The 22,334-nt window shown below is 59.6% G+C and carries 24 protein-coding genes and 7 pseudogenes; 8 read left to right on the forward strand and 23 right to left on the reverse strand.

The annotated features are described in order from the left end of the window. Positions 1–6: 6 nt before the first annotated feature. From ABNG04_RS17345 to ABNG04_RS17365, 5 genes and pseudogenes are all read right to left on the reverse strand, one after another. On the reverse strand, positions 7–420 hold the full coding sequence (locus ABNG04_RS17345; RefSeq protein WP_006181006.1) for a putative toxin-antitoxin system toxin component, PIN family: 414 nt from the start codon (positions 418–420) through the stop codon (positions 7–9). Continuing rightward, positions 417–680 carry an AbrB/MazE/SpoVT family DNA-binding domain-containing protein gene (locus ABNG04_RS17350; RefSeq protein WP_006181008.1) on the reverse strand — a complete coding sequence of 88 codons (264 nt, stop codon included), beginning with the start codon at positions 678–680 and terminating at the stop codon, positions 417–419. The genes ABNG04_RS17345 and ABNG04_RS17350 overlap by 4 nt, the downstream gene beginning before the upstream one ends. Positions 681–780: 100 nt before the next feature. Beyond that, positions 781–1,145, reverse strand: a pseudogene (locus tag ABNG04_RS17355) (DUF7568 family protein). Positions 1,146–1,147: 2 nt separating this feature from the next. After that, positions 1,148–1,429 carry a hypothetical protein gene (locus ABNG04_RS17360; RefSeq protein WP_049804884.1) on the reverse strand — a complete coding sequence of 94 codons (282 nt, stop codon included), beginning with the start codon at positions 1,427–1,429 and terminating at the stop codon, positions 1,148–1,150. 68 nt (positions 1,430–1,497) lie between these two features. Further along, entirely contained in the window at positions 1,498–1,719 is a 222-nt protein-coding gene (locus tag ABNG04_RS17365) for a DUF8129 domain-containing protein (RefSeq protein WP_089769349.1), read from the reverse strand. A gap of 99 nt (positions 1,720–1,818) precedes the next feature. Here ABNG04_RS17365 and ABNG04_RS17370 point away from each other — a divergent pair. After that, positions 1,819–2,154: pseudogene (locus ABNG04_RS17370) on the forward strand (zinc ribbon domain-containing protein); the annotation flags it as partial. A gap of 20 nt (positions 2,155–2,174) precedes the next feature. On the opposite strand, the gene ABNG04_RS17375 reads toward ABNG04_RS17370, so the two are convergent. Then, entirely contained in the window at positions 2,175–2,840 is a 666-nt protein-coding gene (locus ABNG04_RS17375; RefSeq protein ID WP_006181012.1) for a helix-turn-helix domain-containing protein, read from the reverse strand. 228 nt (positions 2,841–3,068) lie between these two features. Then, positions 3,069–3,389 (reverse strand): annotated as a pseudogene (locus ABNG04_RS17380) (DUF234 domain-containing protein); the annotation flags it as partial. A gap of 101 nt (positions 3,390–3,490) precedes the next feature. On the opposite strand from ABNG04_RS17380, the gene ABNG04_RS17385 reads away from it, so the two are divergent. Further along, on the forward strand, positions 3,491–4,765 hold the full coding sequence (locus ABNG04_RS17385; RefSeq protein WP_050033723.1) for an IS4 family transposase: 1,275 nt from the start codon (positions 3,491–3,493) through the stop codon (positions 4,763–4,765). A gap of 12 nt (positions 4,766–4,777) precedes the next feature. Here the strand turns inward: ABNG04_RS17385 and ABNG04_RS17390 are convergent. The 4 genes and pseudogenes from ABNG04_RS17390 to ABNG04_RS17405 form a co-directional block, all read right to left on the reverse strand. Next, positions 4,778–5,866 (reverse strand): annotated as a pseudogene (locus ABNG04_RS17390) (ATP-binding protein); the annotation flags it as partial. A gap of 280 nt (positions 5,867–6,146) precedes the next feature. Then, complete coding sequence (locus ABNG04_RS17395; protein ID WP_006181014.1) at positions 6,147–7,094, reverse strand: ArdC-like ssDNA-binding domain-containing protein; 948 nt, start codon at positions 7,092–7,094, stop codon at positions 6,147–6,149. A gap of 88 nt (positions 7,095–7,182) precedes the next feature. After that, positions 7,183–7,530, reverse strand: a complete 348-nt coding sequence (locus tag ABNG04_RS17400; protein ID WP_006181015.1) for a DUF8013 domain-containing protein — start codon at positions 7,528–7,530, stop codon at positions 7,183–7,185. A 71-nt stretch (positions 7,531–7,601) separates the two neighbouring features. Continuing rightward, positions 7,602–8,449 (reverse strand): annotated as a pseudogene (locus ABNG04_RS17405) (DUF6610 family protein); the annotation flags it as partial. Between ABNG04_RS17405 and ABNG04_RS17410 the strand changes: the two are divergent. Then, positions 8,449–8,820, forward strand: a pseudogene (locus ABNG04_RS17410) (restriction endonuclease); the annotation flags it as partial. The pseudogenes ABNG04_RS17405 and ABNG04_RS17410 sit on opposite strands and share 1 nt — an antisense overlap. A gap of 36 nt (positions 8,821–8,856) precedes the next feature. On the opposite strand, the gene ABNG04_RS17415 reads toward ABNG04_RS17410, so the two are convergent. From ABNG04_RS17415 to ABNG04_RS17425, 3 genes are all read right to left on the reverse strand, one after another. Further along, positions 8,857–9,807: a MarR family transcriptional regulator gene (locus ABNG04_RS17415; protein ID WP_015310258.1), complete on the reverse strand. Its 951-nt coding sequence runs from the start codon at positions 9,805–9,807 to the stop codon at positions 8,857–8,859. Positions 9,808–9,851: 44 nt separating this feature from the next. Next, a complete protein-coding gene (locus ABNG04_RS17420) occupies positions 9,852–10,436 on the reverse strand; it encodes a hypothetical protein (protein WP_089769351.1) in 585 nt (194 codons plus the stop codon). A gap of 82 nt (positions 10,437–10,518) precedes the next feature. After that, complete coding sequence (locus ABNG04_RS17425; protein WP_006181022.1) at positions 10,519–10,914, reverse strand: DUF7567 family protein; 396 nt, start codon at positions 10,912–10,914, stop codon at positions 10,519–10,521. Positions 10,915–11,144: 230 nt separating this feature from the next. On the opposite strand from ABNG04_RS17425, the gene ABNG04_RS17430 reads away from it, so the two are divergent. Next, complete coding sequence (locus ABNG04_RS17430) at positions 11,145–11,267, forward strand: hypothetical protein (protein WP_255246173.1); 123 nt, start codon at positions 11,145–11,147, stop codon at positions 11,265–11,267. 23 nt (positions 11,268–11,290) lie between these two features. Here ABNG04_RS17430 and ABNG04_RS17435 read toward each other — a convergent pair whose 3' ends face one another. From ABNG04_RS17435 to ABNG04_RS17445, 3 genes are all read right to left on the reverse strand, one after another. Further along, on the reverse strand, positions 11,291–11,656 hold the full coding sequence (locus tag ABNG04_RS17435; protein ID WP_371163602.1) for a DUF7568 family protein: 366 nt from the start codon (positions 11,654–11,656) through the stop codon (positions 11,291–11,293). Positions 11,657–11,659: 3 nt separating this feature from the next. Continuing rightward, positions 11,660–12,151 (reverse strand): DUF7995 family protein, encoded by a 492-nt coding sequence (locus ABNG04_RS17440; protein ID WP_089769359.1) that lies wholly within the window; start codon positions 12,149–12,151, stop codon positions 11,660–11,662. 106 nt (positions 12,152–12,257) lie between these two features. Then, positions 12,258–12,680 (reverse strand): DUF8025 family protein, encoded by a 423-nt coding sequence (locus ABNG04_RS17445; RefSeq protein WP_371163603.1) that lies wholly within the window; start codon positions 12,678–12,680, stop codon positions 12,258–12,260. A 245-nt stretch (positions 12,681–12,925) separates the two neighbouring features. Here ABNG04_RS17445 and ABNG04_RS17450 point away from each other — a divergent pair, with 245 nt between their 5' ends. Next, positions 12,926–14,086, forward strand: coding sequence for a Fic family protein (locus tag ABNG04_RS17450; protein ID WP_089769768.1), 1,161 nt, complete (start codon positions 12,926–12,928; stop codon positions 14,084–14,086). Here ABNG04_RS17450 and ABNG04_RS17455 read toward each other — a convergent pair. The 5 genes from ABNG04_RS17455 to ABNG04_RS17475 form a co-directional block, all read right to left on the reverse strand. After that, positions 14,083–14,733 carry a DUF6735 family protein gene (locus tag ABNG04_RS17455; protein ID WP_371163604.1) on the reverse strand — a complete coding sequence of 217 codons (651 nt, stop codon included), beginning with the start codon at positions 14,731–14,733 and terminating at the stop codon, positions 14,083–14,085. The genes ABNG04_RS17450 and ABNG04_RS17455 overlap by 4 nt on opposite strands. A gap of 67 nt (positions 14,734–14,800) precedes the next feature. After that, the gene (locus ABNG04_RS17460; RefSeq protein ID WP_089769692.1) at positions 14,801–15,181 is read right to left on the reverse strand and encodes a hypothetical protein; all 381 of its coding nucleotides are present in this window, start codon (positions 15,179–15,181) and stop codon (positions 14,801–14,803) included. Positions 15,182–15,289: 108 nt separating this feature from the next. Then, on the reverse strand, positions 15,290–15,478 hold the full coding sequence (locus tag ABNG04_RS17465) for a DUF8012 family protein (protein ID WP_089769695.1): 189 nt from the start codon (positions 15,476–15,478) through the stop codon (positions 15,290–15,292). Positions 15,479–15,815: 337 nt separating this feature from the next. Further along, a complete protein-coding gene (locus ABNG04_RS17470; protein WP_089769697.1) occupies positions 15,816–16,700 on the reverse strand; it encodes a biosurfactant protein 1 in 885 nt (294 codons plus the stop codon). Positions 16,701–16,794: 94 nt separating this feature from the next. Continuing rightward, positions 16,795–17,721 carry a transcription initiation factor IIB gene (locus tag ABNG04_RS17475; protein ID WP_371163605.1) on the reverse strand — a complete coding sequence of 309 codons (927 nt, stop codon included), beginning with the start codon at positions 17,719–17,721 and terminating at the stop codon, positions 16,795–16,797. Positions 17,722–17,848: 127 nt separating this feature from the next. On the opposite strand from ABNG04_RS17475, the gene ABNG04_RS17480 reads away from it, so the two are divergent. Further along, on the forward strand, positions 17,849–19,228 hold the full coding sequence (locus ABNG04_RS17480) for a DUF5677 domain-containing protein (RefSeq protein WP_371163606.1): 1,380 nt from the start codon (positions 17,849–17,851) through the stop codon (positions 19,226–19,228). A gap of 115 nt (positions 19,229–19,343) precedes the next feature. On the opposite strand, the gene ABNG04_RS17485 is transcribed toward ABNG04_RS17480, so the two are convergent. Next, entirely contained in the window at positions 19,344–20,210 is an 867-nt protein-coding gene (locus ABNG04_RS17485; RefSeq protein WP_371163607.1) for a DNA-binding protein, read from the reverse strand. A gap of 730 nt (positions 20,211–20,940) precedes the next feature. Between ABNG04_RS17485 and ABNG04_RS17490 the strand changes: the two genes are divergently transcribed. Beyond that, positions 20,941–21,864 carry a helix-turn-helix domain-containing protein gene (locus ABNG04_RS17490; RefSeq protein ID WP_371163608.1) on the forward strand — a complete coding sequence of 308 codons (924 nt, stop codon included), beginning with the start codon at positions 20,941–20,943 and terminating at the stop codon, positions 21,862–21,864. Continuing rightward, positions 21,861–22,274, forward strand: a pseudogene (locus tag ABNG04_RS17495) (hypothetical protein); the annotation flags it as partial. The gene ABNG04_RS17490 and the pseudogene ABNG04_RS17495, both read left to right, overlap by 4 nt. Positions 22,275–22,334 lie beyond the last annotated feature (60 nt).

Below are 22,334 nucleotides of genomic sequence, written 5' to 3' on the forward strand. Positions count from 1 at the left end.
AGCGGCTTACTGGGCCGTGAGGCGTTCGTAGAATGCTCTGGGCTCGACAATATCGATCCCCTGGAACGAATCGAGATCGAGCAGGTGGCGGTCGCCGGAGACGATGTAGTCGACATTCCCGGCTACGGCAGCTTCGAGAAACTTGTCGTCATCGGGATCGTCGTCGACCGCCGTGATCTCTTCGTCCGGGTCGACGAACTCCGCGAAGTAGCGGATCGTTTCGACCTCCTCCTGGACGTCTTCCTCGTCCATCTGGAACTTCTCTGGGTATTTGAGCAGGGTGTCTCGAAATTCTGTGAGTGTCGCGACGGAGACGACGATCTGATACTCGCTGCTAAACCCCTTGACGACGATTTCGTGGGGGACACCCGTAGAGATGACACTCGAAATGAAGACATTCGTGTCGAGAACGGCTCTCATTCATCGGCGCCCCGCGCTTCGTGGACCAGCTCGTTGACCTCGTCTATCGACAGATCGACCGTTTCAGCACGCTCCTCGACACGCTGCTGGAACTCCTTGACGGAGGGGAGCTCAAGTTTCTTCAGCACGAGGCCGTAGTCCGTTGGAACGACCATCAGTTTCGTCCCCTGTTCGAGGCCGAACTGTTTGCGTAGCCGACTTGGGATGGTGATCTGCCCCTTTGATGTCACCGTCGCGACTTCCGGGTCGTCAGTACTCATGAGTGACTCTACGTAAGAATTCCTTACCCATCGTCTTGAACCCACCGGTCAGGTCGAGTCCACTGCGTCTTCCGCTTGTCGTCTGCTTCCTTGTTAAGAATCAGCGCTCGGGACCGTAGACAAGTGCTGAGCGGCTTTCGTAGCCCCACTCCCGGTACTCGAACCACCGTTGGACCTTCGCACTGTCGGCACTCTTCTGGCCGACGACGACCTCGTCGTTCGGGCACTCTGGACAGCGGAGCTCCGACTGGGGGCGCTTTTCGAGTTCGTCCCGAAGCGCCGTGGCGTCCTTCGTCGCGAAGCCGCGCGACCACACGGGTAGCTCTCGACGAGAATCCCGGCCCGCCACGTGTGGATGTGCGAATCTGGTGCTCGGTGCAGGACTGCTTGAGCGTCGATCTCTGTATGTCGGTACGCCAGGGTCGGTGTACGGCTCTCTCGCGTCCAATTTGTGAGTCGTGTCATAGTTACTCCTCGAAGAGACAGCGAGCGGCCGCATCGTCGCCGGCGAGTATCTGTTGGTCCTCGGCCGTATCAGCGAAGAGCGTGGGCTGATCGCCTTCTTCTGAGTGCTCGACTTCGGGCCGATCGTCGACGCCGAACTCGCTCGCCTCGGGTCGGCCAAGTCGTGAATCGCGGTCGCGGTGATCCACGTCAGCGCCGAAGTCCTCGAGTGATGTCTCGATGCTCGTTTCGGTCACTTCGAGCTGGCCATCATCACCGAACGCGGTCTGTCGTTGAATCTCGATTTTAGGTCGGTCATCTCATTCGAGTCTCCACCCACCGAGGCCCTGACAAACTGCCCCTAGCTGTCGCGTCAGCCGTCCTGTGAGCGGATTTCACTGGCCTGATCTTCGAGCCGGCGGAGGACCTGGACGCGCTGCTGATTCGCGTTCTCGTAGGCGACGCACGCTCGCAGCGTCTCCATGTCGTGAATCGTCACAATGCCGGCGTTGATGAGTCGGGTATTCGGGGATTCGAGCCGTTGTTCTGGTGAAAGCTTGCTTGTGTTAGACGATTGACTGTCAGGATTGCCCACTGATGATCGCCTCCGCTCCTGTTGAGGCGCGGATAAACAGCGTCGGTTCGCTCTGGCCGCTTTATTTCTTAGCGGCAGCCACGCACAGAAAGCGGATGCGGGGTCGTCGTGGCTACAGTAGAGCCACAGTACACGAGCCAGCAATGCTCGAAGTGTGGCTGTATCTTGGAGGAAAACCGGGATGGTCAACACTTCGAGTGCTTGGACTGTTCCTATCAGGCAAATGCAGACTACAACGCGGCGAAGAACGTGGCGCGAAAACTCGCGCGAAAACTCTAGCGAGGGCAGAAGTCCCCCGCTGGAGGGGCGTTCTGTCAGTACGCCCTGAAGTCGGGGATGATGACCGTGAACGCGACTGACGTGGCGTCCGACACCCCAGTGTCGGCAGAACGGGAGTCCACCGAAAAGCCCACGACTTCAGTCGTGAGTCACTGACTGCGGTCTTCTTGGCTCATTCAGGTTGGCTCCCGGCGATAATTCACATCGGTGTCGACCTGGTCGTACATCCGGTCGAGCATGTCGAGTGCGGACTCGAAGGTTGCGTAGTATTCGTTTGCGAACGCAACAGCGTCCTGAAGCGGAATGACGGGTCGTCCGTCGACCATCTCAGCCTCGATCTCTGCCCGTGGCTCGAGGACAACCTGAATAGCGCCGTCGAGACCGTCGGCAGGTTGGCGGTCCTCCGCAGTGGGGATCCCAAATCGGTCGAAGAACGCTGTCCAGGCGTCAAAATCTGACTCGTGGACGGCGATGAACAGCGGATAATCATCCGGCTCGCGAGCGACTTGATAGCCACCGCGAGTCCAGACGTAGACTGCATCGATAGCGGTGAATGCGTAGTCCATGCCAGCGAACTGCGGAAGGACGTACGCCTCCGGGATTGACGGCGGCGAGGTAGCCGCTGCTGCGGCCAGGAACTCGAGCCCGACATCCCGAATCGTCTGATCAAGGAACTGGAGACCATCATCATACACGACGTAGCCGGCCTCCTCGAGACGGTTCACGACGCGCCGAATCGTCTCCCGGTTCTCGTCGATCTTCCGCGCGACGCCGGAGATGGAATCGCCTGGATCGAGCGCGAGGAGGACCTTGAATTCCTTCTCACCGCACACCTCATACATTCTATAGCTACACAAATTTGTGTAACAGACAAAAGTATTATTCTTTGTGTGGGTCTGCTGGCTGGATCTGGCGAGCGTCCTCAGTAACCCCCGACTGCCGAGATCATCGCCCGGCTCACTCCTCACCTCGATCTTCTGAGTATAGATTGGGGTCGACAGCGTCTGAAACCTCTGTTTGGAACTTGGTGAACTTATGGGTAAGAAACAGGACGTTAGTCGTGGGAGAAGTCACGGGATACGGACGATCTCTCGGAGGTCGAACAGGTTGAGGTCGTCGCGCTCGGCGACTGCTTCGCGGACGGCTTGGGTCGCACCACTCCGCGTGAACAACGCGTATTCGATGTCGACGTCTCCACCGTCTCGTGGCGTCCATCGAACCGCTTCGGCGTGTTCTTCCAGCGATGCGAGCGCGCTGTAGTCCATAGGCGCGTTCGTGAATTTGCACTCCCCAACGACCATCGTTGCCTCGTCAGCGAATCCGACGACGTCGATCTCGTGGTCCTTGTACCACCAGCGCCCGATATCGAGGAAGAGCTCATCTGTCTTTAGTTAAGCGAGAAACCGCGAGATAGCGGCGGCTTATCGAGGCATCTTTCGGAAGGAATGAGGAAGTCCAGTCTGTGCACGACAAGGACTCCTCATCTCGAATTATGCGTCGACTCACTACACTGTTTCCCTCTGAGTTCCTCGAAGAGCACGCCGAGGAACTCGGCGTGGTCGAACGTGACCGCAAGCTCCAGATCCCTGCCTTCGTTTGGGCGTTCGTGTTCGGCTTCGCCGCAGGCGAAAGCCGAACACTCGCCGGGTTTAGACGCTGTTACAACTCTACTGCCGATGAGACGATCTCTCCGGGTGGATTCTATCAGCGGTTGACACCGACGCTTGCAGAGTATCTCCGCGACCTCGTCGAGCGCGGTCTCGACGAGGTCGCTGTTCCTAACGCTGTTGACGCTGATATCGACCGATTTAGAGACGTGATGATCGCTGATGGAACGGTGTTGCGGTTACACGAATTTCTCTCAGACCAATTCGAAGCCCGCCACGAGGAGCAGGCTGGAGCGAAGCTCCACCTGCTCCACAATGCCACAGAGCAGACGATTGAACGGCTCGATACTGCTAACGAGAAAACGCACGACAGCACCTTGTTCAAAACAGGGCCGTGGCTTGAGAATCGCCTCGTGTTGTTCGATCTTGCCTACTTCAAGTACCGCCGGTTTGCGCTGATCGACGAGAACGACGGCTACTTCGTGAGTCGGCTGAAGCAGAACGCAAACCCGGTGATTACGGCAGAATTACGGGAATGGCGCGGCCGCGCCATTCCCTTAGAGGGCAAGCAGCTCCGAGCTGTTCTCGATGACCTTGACCGGAAATACATCGATGTGGAGGTCGAAGTCGAATTCAAACGGGGGCCGTACAATGGGACACAGTCGCTGGATACGAAGCGATTTCGCGTCGTCGGCGTCCGCAACGAGGACGCCGACGACTACCACCTGTACATGACGAATTTAGCTAGGGAGGAGTTCTTTCCGGCGGATTTAGCGGAGATCTACCGCTGTCGGTGGGAAGTTGAGTTGCTGTTCCGGGAGCTGAAGACGCAGTACGAATTGGACGAGTTCGACACGAGTGACGAACACGTGGTGAGGATCTTATTGTACGCAGCGCTGCTGTCGCTGCTTGTAAGCCGCGATCTGTTGGATCTAGTCACTGAGCAGGCGGATGATGAGCTTGTGTTTCCGACAGAGCGCTGGGCGGCGACCTTCCGGTCGCACGCCCAGCTCATTCTCCACGAACTCGGTGAGTTCCTCGGCTACTCACCGCCGCCGCTGCTCGACCGGCTGATCGAAGACGCTCAAAAGATCCACCAGCAACGACCAATCTTACAAGAGACGCTCGCTACCGCTACACAACCGAGGTGTGAGGCTTAACTAAAGACGGATGAGGAAGAGCTTGTCCGGGTAGAGATCCGGGAGAGCGTCCTGGCAGAGCGTCTCGAATGCCGTACTGACGAAGTCTGCGAGTTCTGGTTCGATGAGTGCTTCGTAGGCGTCTTCGCCGAGTCGCTCGTAGCGGTCTTCGTTCCCGTAGACGAACCGGAACCAGAACCGGAACAACGGGTCGAGGAGTCGATACCGACCGCGGCGAGATTTCGCCTTCTGCTCCGTGAGCGGAACCTCCCGCTCGATGAGCCGTAATCGCTCGAGTTTCTGCGTGTACGTAGAAATCTGCTTCCCGTCGATCCCGATCGCTTGCGCAATCTCGTTCGATGTCGTCTTCCCCGCAGCGATCGCGGTGAGGATCGCGAAATACCGATTGGGGTCAGTCAACTCGGTACGGAGAACGTACTCGGGTTCGTTGTGGAGATACCCTCGCTGTGAGAGCACTTCCTCAGTGAGCACTGTTCCGAGATCCCGACTCAGGTCCACTCCGTCGAGGTAGTACGGGACACCGCCGACGATCCCCCACGCGAACACGCGTTCTTCGGGCGTGTAAGTGTCTGGGAGGAACTCTTGGGCGGCGGCAAAGTCTAGAGGCCGGAGGTCCAGCTTCACGGTGGCGCGGCCGTAGAGCGGACTATTCCCGAGGAGAGCAGCCTCCTCCATCATACTGATCGATGAGCCGACGAGCACGAGCGTTCCGGACGTCTGCTGGAAGTGCTGATCCCAGAGACGCTGGATGACGGAAGGAAGACTCCCGTCGGCGTCGATGAGGTAGGGGAATTCGTCTAAGACGACGACCGCGTTCTGGTCACCGAGATATGTGAGGAGTGCCTCCCAGTTCTGCTTGATATTCGTGATGCCAGGGAACGTCTCGGCGGCGACGTCGACGAACTCGTCGAGCTGGAACTGTGTCGTCGTCTCGGTCGCCTGGTAGACGACAGCGTCGTCCCGATCCCGAAGTGAGTGTTGCACGAGTTGGGTCTTGCCGAGACGGCGCCGGCCATAGATAACCGCCAGTTCCCCCCGATCGGAGTCGTAGCACTCTCGCAGTCGCGAGAGTTCCTCGTCCCGGTCCACGAAACGCTCCATAGGCACCCGTCGTCCTCCACCAGTAAAACACTCTCGAATAGACTAATTTTGAATTGGCTATTTCAAAATTGGCTAAGATCAGATAGGTGATGGACTGTCTCAGCCCTCGTTTCGTTTGCTCGGATAGTGGACGATTTTGCGCAACGAGAGAAAATCGCGATATGTCGGATCCTGTGGGTACAAGCCTTCGCTGCTTGGTTAAAATCGATTAACGAAACACGAGGCTGGCGGGCGCAGAAAACTTAACCAACAGGGCGGAAGAAATTCATTACCACGTTGGTTAAATGGGTGAGGACGGGGATTCGTCCTCCAGAACGTCGATGAGTTCCTCTGCCGTTCGACTAATCCGGCCGAGGCGCTCGCGAAAGACCTCGGGGCCGTCCGACTCCCACGCAGCGAGGTAGAACGCTGACCCGCTCGTGTCGAGCCCGCAGTAGCGCCCGACGACGTAGGCGACGGCTTCGGCCTCGACTTCGCGTTTCGCCCGCTCGGTGTCGTCGTCGACGTCGAAGTGGAGCAAGGCGTGCGCGTACTCGTGGATCAGCGTCCGCGCAAGGTCGGCCTCGTTTGCCCGATCACGCACCTCGACACGCGGTTGCATATCGACGAGACTCAGCTGCTCGCAGATGCCTTTCGCCTCGCCGTGGGTCCACTCCGCTTCCGGAACGATTCGTACCGTCACATCGAGGTCGTCGGCAGCGGCAGTCAACTGTTCGACGAGGTCGCCGGCGTCCCCGGTCGCTTCCGTGTCCAGGTCGGGAAGTGATTCCCCCTCGGTCTGGGAGACATCGAACACCGGCGCAGGCTTGAATCCCACGAGGCCCTCGGACCACTCCTCGGGCGGCGTCTCGTCGTAGTCACAGTCACTGTCCTCGTGGTAGCTCGGCGAGTTCTCGCACTCCGGGCAGCGTTTCGTGATGATCGGCGCCCAGATCCAGATGGCCGACTCGCCTTCCGCGACGTGGCGGTTGAACTCCTCCTGCCACGTCCGGTAGCCCGCCACGCGGGTTGCCTCGGGACACTGCCGCTTGATGAGGAGCGCGTTCCGATACGAGTAGTCGTGGAAGCGACTCTGAACGTCAAGCCACTCCTGGAATTCCGCGCTGGCCTGTGCGTCGTCGACGCCGGCGACGAGGTCGTCGATCCACTGTTCGATCGTGCTGTGCATCTCGTCGGATCGCGTGTCGGTCTGGTCGAAGGAGACCGACGAATCACTGGTCGTAGCCATTGTGTTCACCGAATCAATGTCACGGCGACTGCGTCTGTTCAGACCGCGCCGCACCCCTCAGGGGCGTCCAAAAAACCGAGTCTGTCGGTTAGCGGAGTTCGTGGCGTTCGTCAGCGAAGCCGACCGTAACGAGGTAGTCGCAAAACTCGTCGAATTGCTCGACGTCGCTCGGCGTGTCGATCGCAAGGTGACGCGTCCATTCGATGGCCCACTGGAAGGCGGGATCTGAACCCCCCTTCCCGTGTAGATACCACCAGCGAGCCGCTTTGAGAACCACTATGGGATTTGTCGGCGGATGGTCGCCGGCAAGTCCCCGGGTGATCGATTCGATTTCATCGGGGACCTCAGTGGGATCGACCTCACCTGATTGTGTGTTGGCGATATCGACTGGGATGTCGTCGATCGAGACGTTGTCAACGCTCTGTTGTTGACTCATAATAAATCACCTCTGAGAGCTTTCGAAGGAGCCCTCGCCCTCTCTGGGGGCACGAAAAACAGGTCGCGAAGTCACGCCGGCGGGAGGTAGACGCTCTGCTCGCCGGCGATCTCCTCCAGGTTGTTCCGGTGACGGTGGCTGAAGTAGCACCCGTAGCTACAGTATCCACAGATTGCGCCGATATCGTATTCGGCGACGTACGGGCCGCGGCGAGTTCGCCAGACGTTCGTCCCGCACTCGGTACAGGCAGCGTCCTCGAGATCGGCAGGACTCGGACCCTCGTACTCGACGTTGAGCCCCTCGTTTTGCGGTGTCGTTTCGGGCCAGATTCCGTGGGCCCTCCAAAACTCACGGACGCGAGCGAGGCTGTGGCGCACCGTCTTTCGCACGGTGACGTGGTCGGCGTCGCGACCGCTGTCGTCCCAGCCGTCGGCCGTCCAGAACTCACCGAACTGCGCGCCGCGATGCAGCCCGTTCCAGTCGACGCCGACGATGTCGGCTGGTGGCTCGTCCGTGAGTGTCGGTCGGGTCAACTGTCGAATGGCGTCGAGCTGCTTGGGCGGACTCCCGCCGAGGATGTGGACGCGCCGCCCTCTCCAATCGGCAGGGTCGGAGAACTCGTGGGCCAGGCGGTCGGCGTATCCTCGTGAATACCCGAGGACGAGGGTCTCGGGAATCGCGTCGATCACCGCCCTGACTTCGGAACGACGATGAGATCGGCCTCGGGGTAGCTCGCTTGGATCTCGCGAGCGGCAACGACGTGGGCGTCGGCGTCAGCTGGTTCGTAGATGTCACCGATGTCACCGACCTGTGGCTCGTGCTCGAAGAACCGATCGACGAATCGTTCCAGGTCGGGATTGCGGAAGTCGTTATCGAGCATCCCCACAGGAATCTCGAGGTTCAGGTACTGGTCTGCCTGAAGACTATGCTGCTGGCTCTTCACGGGTCACTCTGGAGGACGGGATTCATCGCTGCGTCCACTGCGAAACGAGCGGCGTTGACGAGACGTACACCTACTGTCCGAACTGCGGGGCGATCGCCTGCGGCAGCCACAGCAAGACCGAACGGCTCGAAGGGGATCCGGTCTGTACAGGTTGTGCGGTGACCGAACGGTTCGCGCTGAAGATGAAGTACTTCTACGACGAGGAGAACCTCGAGGCGTTCCGAGAGGAGTACGCCGAGATGTCACTCCACGAGAAGGCAATGGAGAACAAGCAGCTGGCTGGCGGGAGCGTGGTTGCGACGCTGCTGCTTGTCGTCGGACTACTCGTGATCGGCGGTATCATCTAACCCGTCGCAATTTTCCGCTGGGCTTCTGGGTTGGTGTTACGCGACTCCGTACTGCTCTTTGAGTGCCATATATTCGTCCTTCTTTGGGAGGATGACGGGCAGATCATCTGGCCTGTCGAAGTCACCTTGAAGTGGCCGATACAACGCTTTCACAGTAGGTTCTAGGTCGTACCACTGTGCGGTCTCGACGAGTGTCTCCTGATCGATATCCTCCGCCTCGATCAGCAGCATCGAATAACTGACGCGCCGGGATCCGCTATCGAGAAGGAGCGTATGGCACACGACTTCAGCAGGCGGTAGCTCCTCGTCTGGAGCATACCAGAACGGAGGCTCGCCGGCGAGGAAAAACTGTAGACCATACACTGCGAACCGGCCCAGTCCGGTCATCTTCCAGTCCGGAGCTGCTTGGAGTGCGTCTGTATCCTCACCGGTCTGCACGCGAACGAGGGATCGCTTCGGATCACACCACGCGATCGTGGCGCTGGGAGCGATTTCTCGGACTCGTGATCGATGTTCGTGCTCTACGGCGGCCCGGACGAACGCCAACAGCGGCGAGACCTCGTCTTGGAGGGCATACTTCGGATCGGATCTGGAGAGTAACGCTCGGTGCTTGAGCGGCGATAACGCGCTGTGGACACCTTGTCGAGTGATTCCGAGTCGGTCTGCGATATCAGCGATGTGTCGTGGTCTATCGAGATACCAACACACGCGGAGGGCAGCTGGCGAGAGTAGTTCCGTCCAGTCTACGTGGCTGAACACCGACTGGAGCGTTCGATACGCTTCGGTGACGGGATGTTCCGCAATGCGGACTCGACGCTGATTGCTGGGGCTACGGGTTTCTGCGAGCAATCCCGTTGCGAGGAATTCGTCGAGTACCTCGTAGAGATGGTCTCGTGAATATCCGGTTTCGGCCGCAAGTTCCTCCGGTGTTGCTTCACGGCCGGTACTCAGCGCGTCAAGTACGGCGAGTCCGGCCTTCGAAATCATCTGGGTCTTTCTAAACCCTATCTATATAAATATGATTTGGCATTTTACTTGACGACTGCTTCGTCCCGGACCAGTTCTGCGAGCGCGTCCTCGAGGGACCCGTGGAATTGCCAGTTCGCCCGCTCGAAGGCCTCGTCGGTCGGGCCGTCCCAGCGGGGGAATGCAGAGTGACCGCTCACTTTGACTGTCCACTCTGTCAGTTCGTCGAACGGGTTCCGGGTCGGGAGTTCGACGACGTAGAGGTACTCCTCGTCGCCGTGGATGCCGTTAGCCGGATTCTCGACACCGTAGCCCAGCAGGAACAGCGGCTGGTTGAGGTGCTCCATATTGGACGGCTCGAGGAGATCCGCTGGCTGAGCCGCGTCGATCGTTCGCTCTGGGTCGCCATCCAGATAGAGGTCGACCGTCGAGAGCTTGTTGAGGAACACGAACGTCGCGGCCGTGTAACCCGGTCCGCGCTCGGCACGGGTCGCATCGAGCAGCTCTTTCAGCTGTGCAAGATCCTGGAGGACGCTCCCCGGGTAGCCGTCCGAATGCCGGTACACCTGCGCGACGCGGTCGGCGCCGCCATCTGCCTCATCGGTCTGTTCGACTCGTTGGACGAATCGGAGTTGACTCCGTGTCGACATCGGTACTCGCCGGCACATGTGCGCCGGCACCCATCGCCGGCGCAGGAACAACACTACGCAGTCGTAGCGGGATTGCTATCCACTACGCGAGATGTGACACCTCGTCTGGTTCCTCCACGTCGTCGAATTCACCACGCTCGACTGGCTCCCAATCCTCCCCAGGTGCTGGACTCCACCAGTCGACCTCGTAGGCACCCGGTGCGCCGAGGATCTTCACCCGCGCCGACCCATCGGGTAGGTCGCGACGGAGCTTTTCGTCGACGTGGAGGTTCCACGTTGAGTGGGTGTCGAAGCAAGCGAGAACGGCTTCCTCGTAGCCGCGTGTCTCTCGGGATTCTTGGAGTTCAACCTGCGTATTGCAGTTCCTGCAGAACACGCCCTCGAACGGAATGTGGCTGAATACCTCGTGCCCGCAAACGGGACACCAGAGGAACTCGAACAGTGCCTCACTGTGTCGGTCGATGATTTCTAAACTCATCTGTGAATCTGGCCCGATTGAGACGGGCCACTCATTCCGGCCCAGAAATAAACGCCACCGATGCCGCTGAAAATAGATCCGCCTCTCAATTGCTAACTATCACGACCGTGTTGTACTGGGCGTTGGTCTGAGTGAGTGCACGCACTTTTCAGGAATTTCGTCGTCAGGGATGTTGCTTGGTGCTGTACTGCCGGTAAAGGTTTATCTGACTACACTGTGTCTGGTTTTGTATGTCCGCTCCCACAGCCGGAGAAGCCGGAGATGAAGACGGTAATGGGTCTCCTGAAGCTGTTTCTGCTGAGGAGGCACTTGAGATGCTGCCTGACGAAGACGAATTCGAGACCGATTTCTAACACGGTAAAGGTGGGTATGTCTCTCAACGCTCGGCGCCGTACACAATCCTTGAGGGCGCTTCGTACCCACAGTTCCGACACTCGAACCAGCGCTGTACCTTCGCGCCGTCAGCAGTTTTCCCACCGATGACCACGTCGCCGTCCAGACACTCTGGACAACTCATCTCGGGAGCAGGTTGGTCGCGGAGCTCGTCACGGAACGATTTCGCGTCCTTCGTCTCGTACCCTCGCGACCATACTGGGTAGCCGTCGACGATGATCGCGCCACGCCACTTGTAGCGGTACGAGTCCGGGGCTCGGTGTAGGACAGCCCGAGCGCCAGTCTTGGTGTTACGATACTCGAGCGTCGGCGTGCGACTTTCACGCCGCCAGTTTGTGATCCGGGGCATCTGTTAAAAGTGGACGTCGGCGGGCACGATCCAGAGCTCCTCGCTCTCCTCCAGCACTCGATCCAGCTGCTCACGGTGACGGATGCCGTTCGCGTGTTCGTTATACAGGAAGATCGTCGGGCCGTCGTACGCACCAACTTGATGGAACGCGTGGCGGGCGAGGTCTTCGTCACGCATGATCTCCTCGTCGGAGAGCTCGTTGAGCGCTTCCTTCACTCGCTCAAGGTTGCGCTCGAACTCTTCTTTCGTCGCCTCCCAGCCACGCTCGAGCAGGTCCTGGCCGTCGTCGGAGTCGACGGGGGCCGCGGTCGGGAGCTCACCCCATCGCGCCTTCCCCGCAACGGACGTGTCTTCCTCATCAAAAGTCACGTGGTAGTCGAAGACTGCGCCGGCATGTGGGTCCGCGCCGACCAGGCGGTCGAACACCGTCTTTCCGGTGGCCAGTGCGTCGTCGTGGGTCGATGCTTCTACCAGAGCGTAAATCACCATGTGCATCTCGAACACCTCGAAGCGCCGACGCACCGGGAGTCGTTGCTCGCTCGCTCCTGCTGCGCCGGCACCCATCGCCGGCGCTCGAAAAACCTGATCTAGCGGTCGATTTTTAGGACTCGTTCGCTCGCTCGACTGTGATGGTTAGATCGCCCGACGCGTAGTCGGCCTCGAAGTCGACGGTGAACGCATCCGAGCCGTACGCGGCGTGGTAGGCACGATGTCGTTCGAGTGACCCCGTCGCCTTGAAGTGGAAGAACGCAGCTGAGGTGTAGGGCTTGCTCTGGGTCTCGACTTGCGTCTCGACAGAGGCCGGGAGCGCGATTTGTGGTGTGTCCGTGTCGATACTCGCAGCGAACTTCTTCGCTTTCTCGACGGTCGCTTGCGAATGTGCCGGTGTCTCGCCGGTGAGCAGGTTTACCGGCGTCTCGGTATCGTCGGTGAACAGGACATCGTGGAAGGTTCGTGTCCCGAGGACCGCGTCGGGATCTAACTCGCAATCGTGGAATGGATCGTCGTCTGGTTTCTCGGGCATCAAATCACGAGCCTACGGTGGGGCTCAGTCCTTTCTGCCCCAGAAAAACCACCATCTGCTTCGACACAGATCGGTCTACGAATGTATAGAGGCAAGCCATGCCACGCAAATCTACTGGCGAAGCTCTGGCTGATTTGGATAGGCTATTCGAGACAGAGCTATCTTAGAGTATACTTCCACAAATTTGGATAGGGGATTGGCCATATCGTTATCTATATCTGTGTCAGGGCGTGAATTGGATAACAATGCGGCCTGAAGACTTTGCTGAAAACCCGCCTGGCGAGGTTGAGATGGTCGATGGGATTTTTGCCTTCAGCCCGGATCCGCTCCCACCGGATCTTGGCGCGACCCATGACCTCCTTACCGAGAACGGGGATGCGATGTACGCCGTGGGCCAGCTCTCGGATTTGGACACGTGGCTCGATTCACCGGAGGTCATTCTGAGTCCGCTCATCCACCGCGAGGCTGTGGATTCCTCGAATATTGAGACGACGACGCGGCTCACACTCTCGGATATTTATCGGCGAGAAGCTGGCGAGGAGCCTGGGACGACTGCAACAGAGCGTGCTGACATCACGGAGGCCCAGAATTATGTTGAGGCGATCACAACAGGGATCGAATCGCTTCGGGAGGGTGCTGCGTTGGATCGGGAGTTACTGTGTCGGCTACACGAAATTTTGCTACAGGGGGCCCGTGGTGAGCAGAAGAACCCAGGCGAATTTCGTGAGGATCTTGTGGGTATCGATGAACCAGGGACACCACTTAGTGAGGCACGATTTGTCCCAGCACCACCGGCGAGCATTCCGTATGCTCTCCGGAGTCTGCTCCAGTACATCCGATCAGGGCCGACATACGCACCGTTAGTCGATTTGGCGCTTATCCATTATCAATTTGAGACGATCCATCCATTTCAGGACGGTAACGGACGGCTCGGTCGCCTCCTTGTGATGCTGGCGCTCTACAAGTGGGATCTGCTACCTGGCCCGTATCTCTATCCCTCGTCGTATTTCAACGCGAACCGTGATGCCTATCTCAACAGACTTCTAGCCGTGAGTCGCGACGGGGCCTGGACGGAGTGGGTGTCGTTCTTCGTGGGGGCGATTGCCGAACAGGGTCGTGAGGCGTATACTGTTGCTCGAGAACTGCTTGCTCTCCGTGATCGCTACCGGGAGCAGTACCAGAGCCAAGGTGTCGTCATTCGGGAACTCATCGATTTTATTATCGAACATCCCTATCTCACCGAACCACAGGCAGTCTCGGCGCTCGACCGGTCACAACCGGCGGTCAATCAGGCTATCCGGCGCCTCTGGGATGACGATGTGTTGCGAGAGACAACTGGTCAACAGCGCAACCGCCGATATGAAGCCCCCGCCGTACTGGAGGTCGTCGAACCGTACAATCCTTAATCAGGACGAACCGGGTTGTGAGCGGAGTTGGGGATGAGCAACTCCTGGCGCTTCCCTACCCACTCGCCGAGTTTCTGCTTGAGATACTGTCTCGCCGTCGACGGCGTGAAGACGCCCTTGTCGAGCATATCGCCGACGACGTCTTTGAGGGCCGCGAACTGGCCCTGCAGGTGGCCGTCGCCGACCGGCTCGCCGTCGTGCCATCGGACGGTCGCGAGCGCGCCGTTTCCGACCGTCTCGCCGTGGTCGACTGTCTCCGAGTCGTACTGCAGGCCAAACCACAGCGTCCGGTAGGCGGTCACCTCGAATGTCGTCGACACCACGAAGAACGCCTCGTGATGGAGATAGTCGAGATGGTCCGCGACGATCTCGTCGAGGGTAAGCCCGGTGGCGCGGGGCTTCGGCTCGACGACCGTCGATGGTCGATCCTTGTCGGCGAGGTAGCCGTCGACGGCTTCTGCCTCGAGGCCATCGGCCAACTCCGTGAAGAGCTGTTTCGCCCACTTGGAGTCGGTGTCGTCGCCACCGAACGGTGTTTCGGCCGTGATGCGGTACTTCATTTTCAGGTCTGCAGCACCCCAGTGAGTGTAGTGGAGCGTGTACTGTCCATCAGTTCGTTCGTACGCAACGAGTGCGAGGTGGCCCATTGAACAATCACCTCGTAGGACGACCCACGACTGGATGCCCCGCACCCCTCCCGGGGGACGAACAACGCTACTCGTCGATCGGGTCGGGGGAACTGAGGTCCGCGTACAGGACCTCACCGTCGCGGACGACGTACCGTTTCGCCAGCACGGGAAATCGACACTTGGTAAATCCGGCTGTCTGAATGTCGAATTCTTCGTTCGGTTCGAGATACTCCGCGAGCGACCGGAGGAACTCGTGGGTGACGATGCCACCGTCGTAGTCAGGAAGCCCGTTCTCACGAGCCTCGTACACGTCGAAGCTGTCGTAGCCCCAGATGACCAGTTCGCCGTCGTCGTCCACCTCCCAGTTGAGCGTCCCGAAGCGGTGGTTCTCACAGAGTTCGCGGACTGCCTGTGGGTCTGTTACGAGCGCGCCGGTCGATGCCGTTGCGGCTTGGAGTGTTACCATAGATTGTTCTCGGGAGCGTTCTCGCTCCCCCGCACCCCCCTTCAGGGGTAAACAACTGCTCAGGCTGTGGCGGCCACAGGACGCCCGCATTGCCGACGCGTCGTGCGGTCAGGACTCTCCGTTGATGTCGATGTCCGCTGTCGTATCCGGTCGGGTGAGGAGTTCTGCCTGCTCCAGAAGCGTCGTTGCTGTGCTGATCCGCTCTCGGTCGGCGGGCTCCAATTGCTCGCCGTCGATACTGGTGAGATTGCTGAGCGCGCGGTGCAGCCGGTAGCCGGGTGTGTCTCGTGGGTCCATATGCGCGCCTCCGCCGATTCTCGGCGTCGAAAAACACTGGTGGGCAGTCAGTAGGGCAGTCTGAGGTTGGTCGCAAGCTGGCTTCTGTTAACCAACAAAACCGAGCCGAGACCAGAGATGTTGGTTAATCCGCCGCCGTCTTTGAGCGCGGATTGGGAAAGCTAGGGCTGGGACAGCCCGAAGTACAACGCCTGCTGGAGTCTGGAGCCTCTGCGGGTGACGACCATTCCCGGTCGGTATCTGCAAGCACCGTCGTTGAAACAGGAAGTCCAACGCGAGAGCAAGGGAGCCCCGACCTCAAGGAAGCGGCGGTAGCCGCTGAGTAGGTCGAGATAGTTCACTGGCCGGCTTCGGGTTCGGGCCCGTAGCGGGGCGTCCCGCACCGCTGACAGCCCCACATCGGCTGCCCAGTCCACTCGTCGTCAGGGACGGTCTCGAACTCACGAAACCGATGTTCGGTCTCTCGACCGCACTCCTGGCACTCGAGATGAGTTCTGTTCGGCCGCTCGTGTCGTGAGTGTCCAGTACTATTCTCTGCACCGGATTGTTGGAGGGCAATCGCTGGAACCAGCCACACCGCGTCGTCGGTGTCGTCGAGGACTTCAGTAAGCCGTGACGTGTCGCGGATGCCGTCCCCACGCTGGTCGTAGAGCCGCGTCGGGGCCTGCTCCTGGCGCTCCGACGCTTCCTGCCCGTGCCACCCTGTCCGGTCACGGGCGGCTCTGAGAAGCTGCTCACCCTCTGCTGAGTCAAGTTGTACCGCAGCGGGGAGCGGAGGCCATCGGTCGGCCAGTTGGGGCGCAGGCGGTTCGTCGAGATCGTAGAGCAGCGTATAGTCGTCGACGGCGGGCTCCGCGTCGTTTGAGGTCAGGAGGTTTGCGGCGGCCCCGCCCTTCGCGACGGCGCCGTAGAACGTGGTCGACTCGACGACCAGATGGATGATGCCGAAGAGCGTCGGATCTGCCGTCTCGTCCATCCTGATGGCTTCGTTTCCGAGATGATTTGTCAGGCAGAACCGGCACTTTGCTTGGCCGGCGGGGATTGACGCGCCACAGGACTCACACTCGGTCGCAGCTGCTGTCGGGTCGTCTGGATAGCCCGCGTCGATGCTCCCAGATCGCTGCCGCCGTGGCTCGCCACCACCGGTGAGCTGGTCGTCGGGAACGTGGGTGGCTTCGCCGATCGGCCGGAGGGCTTCATAGTCAGAGTAACGCCCGGTCATAGAGTCGTCTGACCGTATCATGCTACGTCTTTAGTTTTAAACGATGGTCCTCAAATCGCTCATTCAACAGGAATACAACCCAACGGCGTGGGCGTTAGACAGCCAGTTCGTCCAGCGCGTCGCGGTGGGTCCGCACGGTGACCACCGAGACGTTCGCAACGTCAGCGACGTCCGACTGGGTGAGCCACATCCCGTCTTCGCGTCCGGCCTTGTACAGACAGGCTGCGGCGAACCCGGATGGTCGAACCCCCGTGGTTGCTCCGGTCGATTCGGATGCTTCCGCCAACTGCCGAGCCCGCTGCCGGATCTGATCGGAGATGTCGAGCTCCGACGCCAACCGCGGGACGAACGCACTGGGCGTCACGGGTTGGGCTGGTAGGCCGAGTTCTGTATTCAGCGTCGTGTATGCGTTCGTCACCCGCGGTTGCTCGACGCGCGCCGACTCGGTGATGTCGTCGAGGGTTCGCGGCCGCCCGTTGCACCGACACGTTCCGTAGACACTCGCGGCGGCCATCGCCTCGATTGAGCGGCCCTGCAGGAGGTCCTCGTTCTGAGCGCTGCGGAAGAGCTGGCAGGCCTGGTCACGGATCGTCTCGGATAGGTCGAGCGTACTACTGATCCGGCGGACTTCACTAAGCCCGTGTGCGAGGTTGCGTTCGGCTTTCGACTGAAACCGCCCACGGGTCTGTTCACGGCGCATCCGGAACAGCCGGCGTCGCTTCTGTTCGGAGAGGCTGTTCCCGTTCGCATCGGTCCCGCGGCCGATCTCCGTTGACAACCCTCGATCGTGTCGTGCCGCCGTCAACGGAGCGCCCGTGCGCTCCCGTTCGTCTTCGTCAAACGACCGCCACTCTGGCCCGTGGTCGATCCGCTGCTCGTCGACGACGAGTCCACAGTCCTCGCAGACGGTTTCGACTGTGTTGGTGGTGACCCGGCCGTCGCACTCGGGGCACTGGTTCGCACTCGACTCCGTCTGGACGTCCTCGTCGAAGTCAGTTTCGTAGATGTCTCTGATTGCCATGGTTCTCACAGTGTTCAGGGACTTGCCAGTACGGCGAGCCCCTCACCTATTGAGGGGTTAATAAACTCCAATTGCTCCCAAAGCTCCATCATCCACTCTGCTGAAACACGAGAAAGAGTAACTCAGGATGCCCAACGACACTGACCCACTCTCTCAGGCAATCCACGACCAGCTTCTGGAACTTCTCCAAGAAGGAGAACTCGATGAGGAACCCACCGAAGACGAGATCGCGGAAGCTACCAACGAGGTCATTGAGGCTGTTGGGGATAGTATGTACCAGCAGGTCCGCGAGGATGACGAGGGATTGCGACGACTCTATGAAACCAAGGCAGAATTTCAGCGCGGGATCGAAGATCGCTGGGGGGAACCTTTGGAACTGCTTGAACGGTTCATTATCTGGTCGCAGGAAACGGGTGATGCAATCAACTCGGAATATCGGCTCCAGGCAGCTCAGGAACAGGACTTCGTCTTTGACGCTCTGACTCGACTTCACGCACGGGCAGTACAGGTCGCGATGGAGATCCACCACCTGCTCAAAGGCGGATTTGCTGATGGAGCCTTTGCCCGATGGAGATCCCTTCACGAACTCTCGATTACCACTTCCTTCATCAAGCAAGCAGGCTCCGACACAGCCGAGCGTTTTCTGCACTACCGGTATCTCTGGGAATACTACTTCGCTCAGACGTATCAAGAACACGCAGACGACCTTGATGAGGAACAGATCGCGGATGAGACGATGGAGTCATTCGAAGAGGGGAAAGTGGAGCTGGTAGAGCGGTTTGGATCCGACTTCGACGATAACGGGTACGGAACCGGGTGGGCGGCAGACGCATACGAGGGTGGTGGCGGGCCGTCGATTAGGGGGCTCCAGGAAGCTGGCGATCTGGACCACTACCAGCCATATTACCGGTTAGCCAGCGAATCGGTCCATGGGGGGTCGAAGGGGACGCTTGACCGGCTCGGTATCATCGATATCCCCGACGTTGAACAGCCTGACCTCCTACTGGCTGGCCCGTCGAACGCAGGGTTCGCCCGTCCAGGCCAGTTAACGGCTGTCTCCTTGGCGCAAATCACGTTTGCGTTTATTGAGTGGCAGTCATCGGCGACTCATGTGGCGGAAATGAAGGGAATGGAACAACTCGTGAGCGACATCCAAGATGCATTCGCAGCGGCTGCCGAAGAACTAGAGGAGGACGAACGAGACCGACTGGAGGAGTGGGCCGATCAAGATATCGTCGATATTGCTCTAAATCACGTGGGCGCGTCAGTGTTGTTCACCGATGAATTCGTACGTGAGCAGACCGAGTTCGAGTCACAATCGGCGTTTGCGAACGCGCTTCCGGTCAACCTTGACGAGATGACGGATGTAGACGATCTCCCAGAGGCCGTGGACACAACGATTCGAACTAATTCCGATTACAGCTCCCTCGAAGAGCTGGTTGATGCTGCTTTCGAAGAATGGGTTTACCGAGAGGTCGACCTCTCTGAGTTCGATGTCGATTCGTGATTGAGGTTGTGGCTGCGCGCGCAGCGACGGTAGGAGCGAGCACGGAGCGGAGGGTGGGGCGGTGGGGCTTGGGTCTGGTCTGGCACACAGCAAAAAAGAAGGCTGCGTCAGCTGGCTACTCTTCCCACCAGCGGCCGCGCTCCGGGAAGTGGATATCCGACCACCCGGTCAGCGCGATTGAGCACCGGCCTTCGTACCAGTTCTTGGCTGCTGCCCGGAACCGCACTGTCTGACCTTCTCGCACCACCGTCTGCCCGGATTTCTCCCAGCAGGTGAACTTGATTTTCCCGCTCTCATCTGCTATCAGCCCGACTTGCTGGATGCTTGAGGAGGAAGGCTCCCAGAGGGTCTCGATTGTTCCTTCAACCGTCACCTCCCCGACCGGGACGTCCGGCACATCCGCGATGGGAACGATTGCACCGGGGACCGCCTTTAGCTCTTCGAGCGTCTCCAGCACTGCCTTCGTCATATCTTGGCCGCGCTGCACCTTCTCGGCCAACTGCTTCGCGACGACCGACCTCGACCAGCCGCCATCGACTTCCTCCTTAATCCGCATCGCTTGCTTGTTCACCGCCCCGAGGTCTTCCTGCGTTAGCTTCTCTCGGGGATCCGTGCGCTCCACCGGTTCGGGCTCGTCACGGCCACACTGCTCGACGACGACCTCCCGCGTCCGCTTCGCGCGTCCCTCCTGCTGACTGAGTTCCGCCTGGGCACTGATGTGCTCCAGCTCGGCCTCCCGTGCCTCGATACGCTCTTCCTGTTCGAGGGTCTTCCCGAACAGGTGATCCGGACCTTCCTCGACCCGCGCGTCCGGATGGTTGGAATCGACCTTTGCCTGCACTTCCATATCGACCGTCGCCCGGAACTCCGGCGTCTCGTCGACGACCTCGAAACCGTCCTCGTCGACCTCGACGTCATCGTGTTTCTCGAAAGCCTGTTCATCGACCGAAACCTCATTACCGAAGACGTTCTTACTCGACATTGGAGTTCAGCTCCTGAAGGCGCTCACGCGCCGACACCGCGATGCCTCAACATCGCGGATTTCCGACGACAACGACCGACAGAACCATCTGCGCGCTCTCGCTCGCGCCTTCGCGAGCGCCCTGTGGGCGCGAGCGAGAGCGCGCCCGAGGAGGTTAACCATCCAGCACCGCGCGCCGACCCGCCCGGAGCGAGCGGCCAGCGGGATATGCCCGCTCGTGTCCGGCCCGATGTGCGGGTCCGTGTCCAGGGCGACTGTCGCCGAGAACGCGCGCCGCGGTGTGGCGCGCGACAGCGCAGGCGGCATAAAGCGCTGGAACGCGAAAGCCCGCAAGGGGCGCAACCGACGGGGATACCCGCTGGCGTCGAGGGCACATCCATTTTAGCCCGGAACGGGCGCGGGCGGTGCGGAGAGCGCCCGCACGCCCGGAATGGTCGGTCGCGAGCGACGCGGAGGGCGGAACGCGGCGAGCGGTGCGGGCCATAACGGACACACCTGTCCACCCAGCCGCGACACTCGGCGATCCAGCTACCGTCCTGGTGGACTCAGAAAGGGCGAGGCCGTCTCGGTCACCGGGAGAGCAGGCCCTTCCGAGCTAACGGGCGGCGCGCCGCCCGTGAACGGCCGAGGGCCTTCATCGTGTTTCTCACCCAGCAACCTCAGCTGAGTCAGTTATACTCGTTGCGAGATAGCGAAGTTATTTAAATATCGGTTCGTATCTACGCAACAGATGCTTACCGAAGGCGAGGTTCGCGCGCTCACCGTCCTTCACGGTGAACAGACAGTCTCCGAATTTGCGACCCAGCTGGACCGCAGTCTCAGCTACACGTCTGAACTTGTCGATCGTCTCGAAGCGACCGGACTCGTCGAGACGCGTCGACAAGGGAAAACAAAGCAGATCCGGCCATCGGACGCGAAAGCACTCGAACTCCTCACAGACATCACCCAAGAGTATTCGCACATCGACTGGCCTGAACTGTTGTCGGGCGCGACGCTCCGCGTTCTCTACTATCTTGAAACTCCGCGGGTCGTAATGGAGCTCGCACGCCGGGCCAACATTCACAGGAGTACCGTCCATCGCGCCCTCGATCCACTTCAGCATCGAGGGATCATCTACGAAACTGACGAGGATGCATATGTGCTGAACGAGGGATTCGAACAACTGAGTACGCTTGCTCGGGAACTCGTTCACCACGACCATCGCCAGACCGTCGAACAACACACCGACACCTACACCATTCTCTGGGAGTCACTCGACGAGTTCCTCGTCCAGACCGCAGATGAGATTACCGCCGAGGACTTCCTTTCGACGGGGCCAGAGCGTTTCCAGACCTACGACCTGCCCCTTCTGGCCCGCGACCGTCGGTACTACTTCCATTCAGAGACGATGAATGATCTCTCGCCGGCGATGCTGTGCTGTCATATGCTCGTGATCGATTCGGGCGCACGTACCCAGTCATACTGTCTGCTCCTGCTCAGCCACGTTGACGTCGACCGTGACGAACTGCGTGACCAGGCCACAAAGTACGGCGTCGACAATCTCGTCGAGGACTTGCTCACGTATCTCGACACGAGTGGCGAGGAGCGGGCATCTCGACTTCCCGAGTGGGAGGAGTTCCAAGAATTGGCTGCGGACTACGGGGTGTCAGCATGAGGGCGCGATTCGACAGTTCGTACATTCGGTCGGAACTCGAGCGCATCGGCGAGCAGCTAGACGATCCGCTCACTGTCTTCTTGATCGGCGGTGGGGCAATGGCGTTCCAGGATCTCAAGACCACTACCAAGGATATCGATCTCATCGTCGCATCCGGTGATGACCTCGGGCAGCTCCAAGCAGTACTGCTCGAACTTGGTTACGATATCGTTCGGGAACCGGACGAAGAATACGAAGCGCTCGGTGCTCAGCGAATCCTCGAGAACGATGATGGGTGTCGAATCGACATCTTTCACCAGCAGGTAATCGATAAACTGGTTCTTTCTGACGGGATTCGGAAGCGTAGCGAGCGGTACCTCAACCCCAGCAACTTGGTGGTCGAACTCGTGAGCCCAGAGGACATCTTCCTATCTTGATACAGCGAGAGAATCCCGCCCTTTCCGCGAAGGACGAGCGTTCCCACGCTCTGT

Origin of the sequence: Halorubrum miltondacostae (genome assembly GCF_041379815.1) — an archaeon.
GTDB lineage: Archaea > Halobacteriota > Halobacteria > Halobacteriales > Haloferacaceae > Halorubrum > Halorubrum miltondacostae.